The sequence below is a fragment of the Bacillus sp. NEB1478 genome, from assembly GCF_031582965.1.
GTDB lineage: Bacteria > Bacillota > Bacilli > Bacillales > Fictibacillaceae > Fictibacillus.
Genome location: NZ_CP134049.1, coordinates 1,874,273 through 1,887,134, shown reverse-complemented (window position 1 = coordinate 1,887,134; position 12,862 = coordinate 1,874,273). Strand labels below are relative to the sequence as shown.

At 35.5% G+C, this 12,862-nt stretch carries 12 protein-coding genes and 2 riboswitches; of the genes, 10 read left to right on the top strand and 2 right to left on the bottom strand.

Going from position 1 to position 12,862, the window contains the following annotated elements; genetic code table 11:
* The first annotated feature begins 75 nt into the window (after positions 1-75).
* The 7 genes from RGB74_RS09320 (at position 76) to RGB74_RS09290 (ending at position 7,900) form a co-directional block, all read left to right on the top strand.
* Positions 76-1,251: a processed acidic surface protein gene (locus RGB74_RS09320; protein ID WP_310762710.1), complete on the top strand. Its 1,176-nt coding sequence runs from the start codon at positions 76-78 to the stop codon at positions 1,249-1,251.
* 4 nt (positions 1,252-1,255) lie between these two features.
* Complete coding sequence (locus tag RGB74_RS09315; protein ID WP_310762709.1) at positions 1,256-1,903, top strand: class D sortase; 648 nt, start codon at positions 1,256-1,258, stop codon at positions 1,901-1,903.
* Positions 1,904-2,161: 258 nt separating this feature from the next.
* Complete coding sequence (locus RGB74_RS09310; RefSeq protein ID WP_310762708.1) at positions 2,162-2,935, top strand: GDSL-type esterase/lipase family protein; 774 nt, start codon at positions 2,162-2,164, stop codon at positions 2,933-2,935.
* Between the two features lie 78 nt (positions 2,936-3,013).
* A riboswitch (Lysine riboswitch) is annotated at positions 3,014-3,193 on the top strand.
* Positions 3,194-3,268: 75 nt separating this feature from the next.
* A complete protein-coding gene (locus tag RGB74_RS09305) occupies positions 3,269-4,663 on the top strand; it encodes an amino acid permease (protein ID WP_310762707.1) in 1,395 nt (464 codons plus the stop codon).
* A gap of 59 nt (positions 4,664-4,722) precedes the next feature.
* Positions 4,723-4,824, top strand: a riboswitch (purine riboswitch).
* A gap of 133 nt (positions 4,825-4,957) precedes the next feature.
* Positions 4,958-5,551 (top strand): xanthine phosphoribosyltransferase, encoded by a 594-nt coding sequence (locus RGB74_RS09300; RefSeq protein WP_310762706.1) that lies wholly within the window; start codon positions 4,958-4,960, stop codon positions 5,549-5,551.
* Positions 5,551-6,864: a nucleobase:cation symporter-2 family protein gene (locus RGB74_RS09295; protein WP_310762705.1), complete on the top strand. Its 1,314-nt coding sequence runs from the start codon at positions 5,551-5,553 to the stop codon at positions 6,862-6,864. The genes RGB74_RS09300 and RGB74_RS09295 overlap by 1 nt, the downstream gene beginning before the upstream one ends.
* 202 nt (positions 6,865-7,066) lie before the next feature.
* Positions 7,067-7,900: a phytanoyl-CoA dioxygenase family protein gene (locus RGB74_RS09290; protein ID WP_310762704.1), complete on the top strand. Its 834-nt coding sequence runs from the start codon at positions 7,067-7,069 to the stop codon at positions 7,898-7,900.
* 67 nt (positions 7,901-7,967) lie between these two features.
* On the opposite strand, the gene RGB74_RS09285 is transcribed toward RGB74_RS09290, so the two are convergent.
* Positions 7,968-8,522 carry a GNAT family N-acetyltransferase gene (locus RGB74_RS09285; protein WP_310762703.1) on the bottom strand — a complete coding sequence of 185 codons (555 nt, stop codon included), beginning with the start codon at positions 8,520-8,522 and terminating at the stop codon, positions 7,968-7,970.
* Between the two features lie 154 nt (positions 8,523-8,676).
* Between RGB74_RS09285 and RGB74_RS09280 the strand changes: the two genes are divergently transcribed.
* The 3 genes from RGB74_RS09280 to RGB74_RS09270 all read left to right on the top strand — a co-directional run bounded on the left by RGB74_RS09280 (position 8,677) and on the right by RGB74_RS09270 (position 11,872).
* Complete coding sequence (locus RGB74_RS09280) at positions 8,677-9,012, top strand: winged helix-turn-helix transcriptional regulator (RefSeq protein WP_310762702.1); 336 nt, start codon at positions 8,677-8,679, stop codon at positions 9,010-9,012.
* A gap of 126 nt (positions 9,013-9,138) precedes the next feature.
* Positions 9,139-10,104: an LAGLIDADG family homing endonuclease gene (locus tag RGB74_RS09275; protein WP_310762701.1), complete on the top strand. Its 966-nt coding sequence runs from the start codon at positions 9,139-9,141 to the stop codon at positions 10,102-10,104.
* A 505-nt stretch (positions 10,105-10,609) separates the two neighbouring features.
* Positions 10,610-11,872 (top strand): YeeE/YedE family protein, encoded by a 1,263-nt coding sequence (locus RGB74_RS09270; protein ID WP_310762700.1) that lies wholly within the window; start codon positions 10,610-10,612, stop codon positions 11,870-11,872.
* A 93-nt stretch (positions 11,873-11,965) separates the two neighbouring features.
* Here the strand turns inward: RGB74_RS09270 and RGB74_RS09265 are convergent, their stop codons facing one another.
* Complete coding sequence (locus RGB74_RS09265; protein ID WP_310762699.1) at positions 11,966-12,778, bottom strand: serine hydrolase; 813 nt, start codon at positions 12,776-12,778, stop codon at positions 11,966-11,968.
* Positions 12,779-12,862: the final 84 nt, after the last annotated feature.

Here is a 12,862-nt window from a genome sequence, read left to right as displayed (position 1 = left end):
AACCTGTATTCAAAAGTTGAAATTAGGATTATAATCTTCTAGAAATTATATTATTATATTTTTTGGGGGTCAGGGATGAAATACTTATTAACACTGTTTTTGGTTTTGAGCATTAGCTTCGGAGCACTGCCTATGTCAGCTTTTGCTATCGAACCAAACGATCAAGAGTTTGAATCTTATTTAAAGAAAATTGACTGGGAAAAGCAAGATTATATTGATTATTTAACTAGCAAAGAATGGACGCTAGATGATTTTGACTCTGTAGATGAATTAGGAACTCCATTAACAGAGGAATCTATTCAGCCGGTATTAGAAAAGTATGAATTAAACCGCACAGAATTAAATGAACTGCTTGTTGAGAACGGTGACATAGAAGAAGGACAAGATGTATTAGATTCTTGGTTTATTTCTTCTGAAGATCTTGATTCATCAATTGATTTTTATTTGAATGACATGGAAGGTACACTAATTGATGATGAAAACCTTCAGCAGTTGCTTGAAGATTATGGTTTTGATTCTAAAGATGCCCTAGAACAGTTTTTGAAAGAAAATGATGATTCGATTGATAATTATGAATACATTGAAGATCTTGATCTAACAGTAGACTATTATAAAAATGGCGCTGATTATGAGGATGAAATTTCAAATTTATTTACTGATATCGGATTAACAGACGATGAACTTGAGAAACTTTTTGCTCATTTTGAAACATTAAACTGGGAGGATCCAGCTTTTGTTGATAGTATGCTAGCACTTAGTGACAGAATGATGTCATTTGAAGATTTTGAAACGGCTGATGACCTTTCCGCAGAACAAGTAGCAGAATTATTCAGTATCTTTAACGAAATGCATCAGCTATTCCAAATCGAAACAAAGTACTATCTTGTAAATGCAGATGGGCAAAAAGAACTTCTTTCAATGGAAGCGCTGATGAAAATGGATTCAACAAATGGCAGAGATCTAGTAATGGAAATCTACAACAATAAAGGTGAACTGCTTGCTGATCTTAAAGTTACAGCTGAAATGCTAGGTTCTGAGGTCATTCAAGATACAGGTAAGGATTTAAAAGAAGCAGAAAAAATCATTACTACAGCTCCATTGGCAGTTAAAGCTAATCCACAAGTAAAAACGGTAAAAGGCGGAAAGCTGCCTACAACTGCAACGCACAATGCAGATTACACATTCATTGGGCTAGCATTACTGCTTACAGGCATTCTTTTATTCAGACGCTTTCGTGTTAAAGGAATTTAAATGAATGAAGCATACAGATAATAAAAGAAGCAAAAAGCAGGTTATTCTTCTTTCACTTTCTGTTTTACTAATTCTGTCTGGTGTATGGTTTACCAGTACGAATGCTTATAAATTTATTAAAGGCTATTTACTTTTTAAAACAAGTGAAGCTTATGCAGGAAATAAGGAAAAAGCATCTGAAGAAACGGATCATAAATCGGTTTCAAAAAATGTTAATAATCCATTGTATGAAGCACGTCCGAAACAAGGGGAAAACATCGGAAATCTTTTCATACCAAAATTAGAAGCAAAACTGCCTATTTTTCACGGTACAGATGAAGAGGAACTGGAAAAAGGGGTAGGTCATTTTTCAGGAAGTGTTTTGCCAGGAGAAAATGACAACTCTGTTTTATCTGGCCATCGAGATACCGTTTTTAGAAAGTTAGGAGAAGTCGGCAAGGGAGATTTATTAGTCGTTGAGACTAGTGCAGGGAAATTTACTTATAAAGTTAGAACTGTCCGAATCGTGGATAAGGATGATCGAACGGTAATTGTTCCTAAACCACGTGCTACATTAACCGTTTCAACCTGCTATCCATTTAATTTTATTGGTGCATCACCAAAAAGATATATTCTCGTAGCTAATCTAGTTTCACAGGAATTGACAAAGTAATATGTAATAAAGCAAAGCAGCTGGTGATATTCCAGCTGCTTTTTTCGGATGAATCACGACGTAGTGACAAATAAAGGTTTTAAGTATAAGAGCAGCTAATGATGACGGATAGGACTTGGCGTCAGCCTGCTTTTCTTTGCTGTATTTGTTTAAAAATCTTATAAAAAAGGAATGTGTACAAAATAATGTTGGAACGTTTAAATCGTATTCAATGTATACAAACTTAGAATAAACAACTAGAAAGCAGGAGATGCAGCAATGAAAAAGGGCCTTGTGGTCATACTTGTTTGTCTATGTATCGTATTATTAGGTGTTTTTGCTTTTGCTAAAACACTCAACATTCCGTCAGCATTTGCAACAGTAGTAGACATCGGCTGGTCAAAAATCAAATCGATGAACGAAAAAGATGTTGAAGTAGCGGCGCTTGGAGACTCATTGGCGTATGGACTAGGAGATGAAGAGGATCATGGTTACATAGGAGATGTAAAATATAGATATGAATCATCTACAAATAAAACGATGGTAGTAAAAGATTATGGTGTTCCAAATGCGACAAGTACCGACTTACTCCAAAAGTTAAATAATGAACAGATTAGAAGTTCTGCAAAAAGTTCTGATATTATTTTTGTTAATATTGGTACAAATGATTTTTTGGAAACTACGAACCATTTGACGAATTTTAATGAAAAAGAATTAAGAGTTAATCAGCAAGTTTATATGAAAAACCTAAACAACATACTAAATATCTTACAGAATCAAGAAAATCCTAAAACGATTTATATATTGGGAATCTACAATCCAAAGGTTAAGTGGGCTGATATGGACACGATAAACAAAACGGTAAACGATTGGAATCAATCTACCATTCAAGTAACAAAATCTCATAAAAACACAGCTTACATTAGAACGGATGATATCTTTATCCAAAGGGATAAACAAAAATATTTTTCAGATAAACTTCATCCAAATAAAAAAGGATATGCGTTGATTGGTAAAAGAGTATTCAATACGGTAAAACAAAAAAGTAAATAATACCATTGACTCATATATGATTTATTTGTTATTCTACTTATCGTTGTGAAAATTTAATATAAATCCTCACATTAATCTCGGTGAGGTAGAGGTTGCGCTAATTATCAGTAAGCTGTTTGAGGCAAGTGGTGCCAGTGATAACAGTCTGAAAGGAATTAGTGCCGAAATGTTTCATTTTCCACTTTAATGGAACATTGGGGCTGCATTGAATAAGTGCAGAACTGTCGCAGGAATATCCTGCGTTGAGCTATCAGGGATTAGTGAGGGACTATCTATAACCACGCATGGTCTTTCTATGTGTGTTTTTTTATTTTTAGGGGGAGATTTTACAGCATGAAGAACACAAAGTGGAGTTTTTGGTTATTAACGGCTTTTGTCGTTGGAAATATGGTTGGTTCAGGGATATTTATGCTTCCAAGTACATTAGCCCAAACAGCCAGTCCTTTAGGGGTTACAGCAGCTTGGTTAGTTACAGGCTTTGGTGTATTAATGATTGCACTAGTCTTTGGATCTTTGTCAATAAGACGCCCTGATTTAACAGCAGGACCTCAAAGTTATGCCAGAGCACTGTTCACGAATCCTAAAGCAGGGAATGTAGCGGGATTCAGTATGGTATGGGGTTATTGGGTAGCCAACTGGATAAGCAACGTAGCCATCATTACAAGCTTTGCAGGGTATTTATCTACATTTTTTCCGATCATGAAGAGCAACAAAATTGTAGCAACTGTTTTATCGCAGCCGATTGAACTCGGTAAACTAGTTACTTTTATTGTTTGTACGGCATTGCTTTGGTTTACTCATTTCATTCTTGTAAAAAGCATGAATGTTGCTGGTAAACTTAATTTTATTGCCACTGCTTCAAAAGTAATAGGATTTATGCTCTTTATTGCAGCAGCACTTTTTGCCATTGAATCAACATTGCTTGCAAATGGTTACTTTGCAGTAGTGGATGACCAAGGTGTTTCTCATGGATTAGGCAGCCAGATTAAGATGGGTGCTATCGCCACACTTTGGGCATTCGTTGGAATTGAATCGGCTGTAGTTTTATCAGGAAGAGCTGCTTCACAAAGAGATGTTAAGAAAGCAACGATCGTAGGACTTATAATTGCACTAAGTATTTATATGATCACAACGATTTTAACGATGAATGTACTTCCAAGAGAAGTTCTTATGACATCAGACAAACCGTTTGTTGATGTATTATCAGCTTTAATTGGAGATACAGGTGCATCACTAATGGGACTGCTGGCTGTCATCTCGCTATTTGGCTCTACAATCGGATGGATATTGTTAAGTTCAGAAGTACCTTATCAAGCAGCTAAGTCAGGTGTTTTCCCAGCTTTCTTCGGAAAGGCGAATAAGAACGGCAGCCCTGTAAATGCCTTGTCCGTTACAAATATCATGTCACAGATCTTTATTTTTTCCACCATTTCAGGAACGATCAGTGAAGCTTATATGTTTTTAACGACTTCAGCTACACTGGCGTATCTTATTCCGTATTTAATTTCAGCTATATTCTTCTTAAAACTTGTTTTAAAAGGAGAAACATACGACCTCATGCAAGGATCAAGAGTAAGAGATGGTCTAATCGCCATGTTCGCTATGATTTACTCGGTATGGGTCATCATTTCAGGAACAGCTGATATTAAAACGTTCTCTTTAGGAATTGGGCTATTTTTATTCGGATTTATTGTTTATCCAATATTTAATCGTTTTACAGCTAAATAATTTACCGGAAGAAAACCTCATCAATTCGAGGTTTTCTTTTTTTTCCTTATACAGTATAATGTGACATAACTTCATAAGCTCGTATAATCGCAGGGATATGGCCTGCAAGTTTCTACCAAGCCCCCGTTAAGGGTTTGACTACGAGTGACGCAAATTTATTTCTGATCACCCAATACATAAGGGTGTATTGGGGTATTTTTCATTCCGTTTATGCTAACCGGAGGATTGCTTCACTCTTAAGAGAGAAGCTGCCTCCGGTTTTTTAGTTCTTAAATTTAATAAGAGGTGAGCCCAATGAATTTTTTAGAAAAGAAAATATGTGAAGAAGGAATTGTATTATCTTCAACTGTGCTGAAAGTAGATTCCTTTTTAAATCATCAGATTGATCCAAGATTCATGAAAGAAATAGGCAGTGAATTTGCTGATCGGTTTAAGAATGACGATATCGATAAAATTTTAACAATTGAATCTTCTGGTATTGCACCGGCTGTTTTTGCAGGGTTAGACCTGGATGTACCTGTATTGTTTGCAAGAAAGAGAAAGTCCCTTACACTTAATGAAGGTTTAATTACAGCAAGCGTTTATTCCTATACGAAACAAGAACAAAATGAAATCTCGGTATCTACGAAATGGCTGAATCCAGGAGAACGCATTCTCATTATCGATGACTTTTTAGCTCACGGGGAAGCCGCTTTAGGGCTCGCACAGCTTGTACAAAAAGCAGAAGCCCATGTTTGCGGCTTTGGAATCGTCATCGAAAAATCATTTCAAGCGGGTCGTCAAAAGCTTGAAGATCAAGGGCACCGTGTAGAATCCATCGCTAGAATACGAGAAATGAATCCAAATGGCATCACATTCTTGAAAGAAGAAAGTGAGGTAAAGTCGTAATGAAAAAGACAAAAACTTTCTCTCTAGGCATACAGCATGTTTTAGCTATGTATGCTGGCGCGGTTATCGTTCCTCTGATCGTAGGAGGTGCGTTAAAACTATCACCTGATCAACTCGCTTATCTGGTTGCGATCGACCTTTTAACATGCGGAATAGCAACTTTGCTGCAAGTATGGAAAAACCAATTTTTCGGAGTTGGTCTTCCAGTAGTTCTCGGCTGTACATTCACAGCAGTTGGGCCAATGATTGCGATCGGCGGTCAATATGGAATGAGTGCTATTTATGGATCTATTATTGCAGCGGGATTGTTTGTAGTCGTCTTCGCTGGTGCTTTCGGTAAAATCCTAAAGCTTTTTCCGCCAATCGTGACGGGTTCTGTCGTCACAATTATTGGTATAACATTAATACCTGTAGCCATTAAAGACATGGCAGGAGGAGCGGGAAGTACAGATTTCGGCTCAGCGCAAAACCTCTTTCTTTCGTTCGGTGTTCTTGCTTTTATTTTAATCACGTACCGCTTTTCTAAAGGTTTTATCCGTTCTGTATCTATCTTACTTGGCTTAATTGCAGGTACAATAATATCCGCATTTATGGGATTAATAGACTTTACACCTGTAATGGAAGCTTCATGGATTCATATGCCAAAACCATTTTATTTTGGAATGCCAACTTTTGAATTCAGTGCCATTTTAACGATGATTCTTGTAGCAATTGTTAGTCTTATCGAATCTACAGGAGTATTTATGGCACTCGGTAAAATTTGTGATCGGGATCTAACGCCTAAAGATTTAACAAAAGGGTATCGTGGTGAGGGTATTGCCATTATACTTGGTGGAATCTTTAATGCTTTCCCTTATACGACGTATTCACAAAACGTTGGACTTGTTCAGCTTTCAGGTGTAAAAACGAAGCAAGTCATCTATGTAGCAGGGGGAATGCTGGTATTCCTTGGTTTAATGCCAAAAGTAGCTGCTTTAACAACACTCATTCCAACACCAATAATGGGCGGAGCTATGGTAGCCATGTTTGGTATGGTGTTTGCATCAGGCATCAAAATGCTGAGCGAAGTGAACTTAGCGAAGCAAGAAAACCTTCTCATCATCGCTTGTTCAGTAGGAATGGGTCTAGGTGTAACAGTAGAGCCTGAATTATTCAGCAAACTCCCAGAAGGTGTTCAAATCCTTACAGAGAATGGTATAGTATCAGGCAGTTTAATGGCTATCATTTTGAACTTGTTGTTCAATGGAAAAGGAATATCTCTGAAAATCCCCGTTTTTTCAAGAGAAGATAAGGATGCCGTAAAGACTAACTAAAAAAGTGCAGAAAGAACGCCGCCTGAAATCTATTTCGGGTGACGTTTTTTTATTGACTCTTTAATTCGTTTTCAGTATATTCGGAATATAACAATATCTACAAAAAAGGTATTTTTTTGCTATGTAATCGAAACGTTTCTACTAACCGGATTAACACGATTTTTAATTAGTTATATTAAATAAAAATATAGGGGGAAATACGGTGAATATACAGTTAACTGAACAAGAAAGAAAGACAAAACAATTAAATCCTGAAACGCTAGAAATCGCTGTAGAGCAAGTGAAAGCGAATGGTTATATCATTTTTGATAAAGTTATTACAGAAGAAAAAATCACTCATATTCGAAATAAATTTGACCCGTTGTTTGATGAATATATTAAGAAAAATGGATATAACACCGGAACAAATCGTGCCCAAATGTTTCTGCCATTTACAAATCCGTTTATTGACGAAGATATAATATGTCATCCAATTGCTACAGCCGTTATTGATAAGCTTCTTGGTTCTGGCAATCACTGTAATTACTTTGCATCTGACACTCCAATGCCTGGGGCGGATTATCAGAATGCACATTGTGATATCATGCCTCTTTTCCCAGAATTAGCCGTACCATTACCTGTTTTTAGTCTTGTACTGAATATACCTTTAGTGGATGTAACGGAAGCAAATGGTCCACTTGAAATATGGCCAGGAGGGACACACCATAATCCGGATCGGTCGAATCATGATACTTTGGATAATTCCGTTAATCCACATATGCATATTGTTAGAGCAGCAGAACATATGCATTCGGAAAAAGTATTCATGTCAGCAGGTTCAATCTTAATTCGTGATATACGGATGTGGCATAGAGGTACTCCTAATCGATCTGATTATAGACGAACGAATCTCGCGATGATTTTCAATAGAAGCTGGTATGGAGCAGGATCGAGCATTCAAATCCCGCAAGAAACATATGATGATTTACCTGCAAAAGCAAAAGAATTATATCGTATGGAAAAAATAGGCTTACCGCCAAAAATGCCTTGGGAATAATACAGGTATTGTGTAATTAATATAAAAAGGCGTACCAGGTTGATGACTTGGTGCGCCTTAAGTATATTTATACCTTCACTTTGTTTGCAGATTTCTTATCGCTTCTTAAAACGGTAATAAAGCCATCCAATATATCATGACTAACAGCAAACCCTTTGCGCTGATAGAAATCTAACGCGTTGTCATTGCCATTTGAGACAAAGATAAAATAATCTTCAATGTCATCAAACTGTTTCAACCAGTCCATAGACATGTTGAAAAGGGTAGATCCAACCCCGTATTGTCTGTATTCTTCTTTAATGTAAAATTGGGAAAGACAGCCTACATTATTTTTACTCACTGTTGATATATCAAAAAAGGTAGCAAATTCATTTGAATAGGTTTCCTTAGGAGATATATTCGAATAAACATAACCCACAATTTTTTCAGCGTCTTTAACTACCACAATATAGTTTTCTATTGCCTTATTTACTGAGGGAACCATCCGTGTATCAAAATTCATGCTGTCAAACAATTCTGGTGTTATGTAAGCCTTAGACTTTTGAAATGTCATCAGTTCATTGCATGCATCTCTGCACAGTTCAATTTGGTCTTGAGATACAATTTCATATTTTAATTCCATAACTTTCACTCCTTTTTTAAGTGAGAAATTAAGCATATCTTCATGTTACTAATATTCAGATAACTACGATATAATTTTAATACATATTGGAAGTAAAACAAGTATGCAGTTTTTTATGAGTAAGTCAGGAAAAGCTGATTAAAGGAGGCTTTCAATGAATAGTGATGAACTGAAATACAAGAGGAAAGAGGATTGCCCGTTAACATATGCATTTACTTTAATAGGAGGGAAATGGAGGCTTCCGATTATCTGGGCTTTATGGAGAAACGAAAAGCTGCGCTACAACGAATTGAAACGCAGCATTGATGGGATAACAAATATGGTTTTATCTCAAACATTAAAAGAAATGGAACAATACGGAATCGTTAATCGTAAGCAGTACATGGAAATCCCTCCAAGAGTTGAATACTCATTGACAGAAGCGGGAAAAGACTTGGTCCCATCCTTAGAATCACTGGCTAAATGGGGTAAATCTATGCAAAATCAATAAAAGCATTTAAAACGTCTTTATTGGCGTTTTTTTTATGTGGAAAAGAAGGGTTAAATTGTTTAAAAACTCGCTATCAGAACACATGTTCGCTATAATAAAAGTATAAGAATAAAGGAGTTGATTGGTATGCGTAAAAAGAAATGCACCATGAGTATTCCTGCAATCATTGAAATGTATTTAAACGGAAGAAGTACTACTGACATAGCACAGCAAGCAAATGTTTCTGTCAGACATATAAATTCATTACTACTAAGTAACAATGTGGAAAGAAGACCAAAAGGAAGCTGGTTAAGAAAATACACAACAAATGAAGATTACTTCAAAACCTGGTCTAATAATATGGCATATTTATTAGGCTTTTTTGCTGCTGATGGAAATATGCCGCAAGAACTGCAGTTGATCAGTTTTTCACAGAAAGATCCTCAAATATTAGAAATTATTAAGAGAGAACTAGAATCAACACATCCTATTGTAAAGAACAATACTGGAGTATCCATTTTAAAAATTAACAGCAAAATCATGAAAGATGACTTAATAAAAATACACGGATTTACACCTAATAAGTCTAATGATATTGAATTTCCATATGTTCCAGAAGAGTATATAAGCCATTTTATAAGAGGGTATTTTGATGGTGATGGAAACATTTATTCAAGAGGCTATTTAGCAACCTTTGTTGGAGGCTCGTTAAAATTTATGAATTCTTTAAGAGACATATTAGAAGTTCAAGGATTTGAACCACGTTTAAAAAGCAAAAATAAAATTCATCGATTATATATTAGTGGAAGAAAAACTATTAAATTATTTTATCATTGGATGTATCAAAATAAAGAATTATACCTAAAACGGAAATTTGAAGCATTTCCGGACAAAAATGTAAATTTAAATGATCTGAAAAACGCTAAAATGAAAACTACTGTAGAAGCTGTTGCGAAAAGAAAAAAAGAATTTATTGATGACTTTATACGAACTTACTGTGTAGATTCAGCATGTAAGAAGGTCGGAATAAAAATTACCACTTATAAAAGATGGTCAGATACTGATAAAGATTTTTTAAAATTGATAAATAACATAAAACAAGAAAGAAACTAATTATTCAAAAAGGAGATGCTCATTAACAAGCTTCTTCTTTTTATTATATTTTTAGTAGACATAATATCTATTATAGGAGGCAATGTGAAATAAGATAAAAGTAGTCTCATATCAAAAGATTACTTAAGATAGTGAGACGAAATAAAAAATTTCATTAAATTCTTCATTAAACTTTTTTATCTGAGCTTTTTATACTCATTCATTTTTATTAATTATCAAATTTGAAATTCAACTAGTTAATTCAGCTGGGTTCTAATTTTTCTCGATTGCTTTAGATTCATTTATTTTTAAGTTTATTTTTTATTACATTATTTTAATATCAGCGCTTCTGGATTTTATTTTTACTGTTATTTGTTCTTTAAGATCCACCATTTAAAACGTTATAACAATATGCACATTCTAAGTTTGTGAGTTTGCATCTGCACCTATTTTCTTTCCATAGAATAGGATTCATTGTATAATGTTTTAATTCCGATAAAATTCATTGGATAAGGAGGTTTATCGTATGGCACAAACTAATTTAAATACAAATATACAAACAAACCGTCGAAATTCAGCAACGACTGTTGTTTCAGAATTAAGTCCTGTACAGAAACCTTTAGTTACAATAGGTTTTCTTGCAGCCATAATTTTATTATTTTCAATAGTTAATACTGCAAATTGGACTCAAGGGATTCTGTTTATCATCGGTATATTGCTTGGAAATGCCTTGCTTTATGCACGTTTTGGCTTCACATCAGCATTTCGTCGACTTATTTCTGTAGGGAATGTTCAAGGTCTGCAAGCTCATATGCTTATGCTAGCGATCGCTACAACTTTATTTGCCATCATTTTAAGTACTGGATTTAGCTTTACAGGGATAAAACCAGTTGGATATGTATCTCCTGTAGGTGTGAGTGTAATTTTTGGCGCATTTCTATTTGGAATCGGAATGCAGCTGGGTAATGGATGTGCTTCAGGAACACTGTATTCTTTAGGTGGCGGTTCATCTTCAATGATATTAACGCTGCTCTCCTTTATTACAGGATCAGTTATTGGGGCTTACCATTTCACTTTTTGGATGAACGATATGCCCTCATTAGCTCCCATTTCACTTGCTGAAACAACAGGATTTGGATATTTTGGCGGCTGGCTTCTACAAATAGCTATATTTGCTTTGATCTACTGGATAACAATTCAAATAGCCAAAAAGAAAAATCCACCAATGATGAAGCCACTTCCAACAACTACTGGCTTGAAAAAAATCTTTCGCGGCTCATGGCCGTTATTCGCAGCGGCGATTGTTCTTGCTTTACTTAATGCACTAGTTTTAACGATAAGAGGAAATCCATGGGGTATCACTTCTGCTTTTGCTCTTTGGTGCGGCAAAGCATTATTGGCAGCAGGGATTGATGTTTCGTCATGGGGATATTTTGCAGGTCCAAACGGAGCGGCATTAACAAAATCGGTGTTAGCTGATTCTACAAGTGTTTTGAACTTCGGAATTATTATAGGTGCTTTTATTTCTGCAGCATTCCAAGGCACATTTAAACCTCAGAAAATTAAGCCGGGAGTTGCTGGTGCATCGATCATCGGCGGTTTATTCATGGGGTATGGCGCACGCTTAGCATTCGGTTGCAACATCGGTGCATATTTCGGAGGTATCGCATCTTTCAGTCTTCATGGCTGGGTATGGGCTATTATGGCTATGCTAGGAACTTATTTAGCCTTGTTCATACGACCATTGTTCGGACTGAAAAACCCAAATAAGAATGACTCGATTTGCTAATAAAAGCTAATGGATGGATAAAAATATCCGCCATTAGCTTTTTTATTTAGCTGTTTTCATGAATTTTAGTTTTTTATTTCTTTCAAACGTAACTTACTTGCTGATTTTATATAACAATCCTCCTATTTTACCCATAATTTGCTTTGGTTCATCGCGGTTTGGTACGTTTTTGCTAAGAACTGTTACCGCAAATGTATGCCCAGGCATATAAAGCAAACCTGTATTGTGTTCAATTCCTGGTACATACCCTGTTTTATGTGCCAATTCCCAAATCGGAATAGTTCCGATTAATTCATCTTTAACTGGAAGTTGACTTGGCAGCAAATCATTCATTTTCTGTTGTTTCATGATTTCAATCATTCTTTGGCAAGCCCCTATTGAAACGATTTTGCCGAATGTGATTTCTTTCAAGAAATGATTTATTTCTTTTGCGGTTATAATATTGGATTCATCTATCTTTCTAAATGTAGATGGCAAAACCTGAAGTTTATGATGCAGCTTGCTTTGCTTAAATCCCCATCCACTCATATACACTTGTATATTCTGTAATCCAGCCAAATCGATTAATACATTTGTTGCGGTGTTGTCACTCTCGATAATCATTAATACGACTAGATCATGAACAGACCACTCTTTGCCTGGAGCAAGATTCTTTATGATTCCATCACCTAAAACGATGTCTTCTTCACGGACAGTAATTTTATCAGATAATGAATAAATGCCTTCAGCTACTTGAGCAAAAACTGCGGCCATTATAGGGATTTTGATAATGCTAGCGGCATAAAATTCTTCATTTGGATGGTAAACAAATTCTTCTTCTGATTCAAAATGATAAATGGATACACCATACAAACCTTTTCCAAATGAAATCAGTTCCAAAAGTTCTTTTTCGCTCTCTTTCAGCATAGCCCGCTTCCCTTCTTTCTTTAAAATAATTCCATTCTTTTATACCTATAGTTTAAATCAATTTAAATAGATAGTCGCATTTAC

What these genes read in the sequence shown, in the direction of transcription:
- RGB74_RS09320 (WP_310762710.1), top strand. Translation starts at nt 76, where the DNA reads ATGAAATACTTATTAACACTGTTTTTGGTTTTGAGCATTAGCTTCGGA.
- RGB74_RS09315 (WP_310762709.1), top strand. Translation starts at nt 1,256, where the DNA reads ATGAAGCATACAGATAATAAAAGAAGCAAAAAGCAGGTTATTCTTCTT.
- RGB74_RS09310 (WP_310762708.1), top strand. Translation starts at nt 2,162, where the DNA reads ATGAAAAAGGGCCTTGTGGTCATACTTGTTTGTCTATGTATCGTATTA.
- RGB74_RS09305 (WP_310762707.1), top strand. Translation starts at nt 3,269, where the DNA reads ATGAAGAACACAAAGTGGAGTTTTTGGTTATTAACGGCTTTTGTCGTT.
- RGB74_RS09300 (WP_310762706.1), top strand. Translation starts at nt 4,958, where the DNA reads ATGAATTTTTTAGAAAAGAAAATATGTGAAGAAGGAATTGTATTATCT.
- RGB74_RS09295 (WP_310762705.1), top strand. Translation starts at nt 5,551, where the DNA reads ATGAAAAAGACAAAAACTTTCTCTCTAGGCATACAGCATGTTTTAGCT.
- RGB74_RS09285 (WP_310762703.1), bottom strand. Translation starts at nt 8,522, where the DNA reads ATGGAATTAAAATATGAAATTGTATCTCAAGACCAAATTGAACTGTGC.
- RGB74_RS09280 (WP_310762702.1), top strand. Translation starts at nt 8,677, where the DNA reads ATGAATAGTGATGAACTGAAATACAAGAGGAAAGAGGATTGCCCGTTA.
- RGB74_RS09275 (WP_310762701.1), top strand. Translation starts at nt 9,139, where the DNA reads ATGCGTAAAAAGAAATGCACCATGAGTATTCCTGCAATCATTGAAATG.
- RGB74_RS09270 (WP_310762700.1), top strand. Translation starts at nt 10,610, where the DNA reads ATGGCACAAACTAATTTAAATACAAATATACAAACAAACCGTCGAAAT.
- RGB74_RS09265 (WP_310762699.1), bottom strand. Translation starts at nt 12,778, where the DNA reads ATGCTGAAAGAGAGCGAAAAAGAACTTTTGGAACTGATTTCATTTGGA.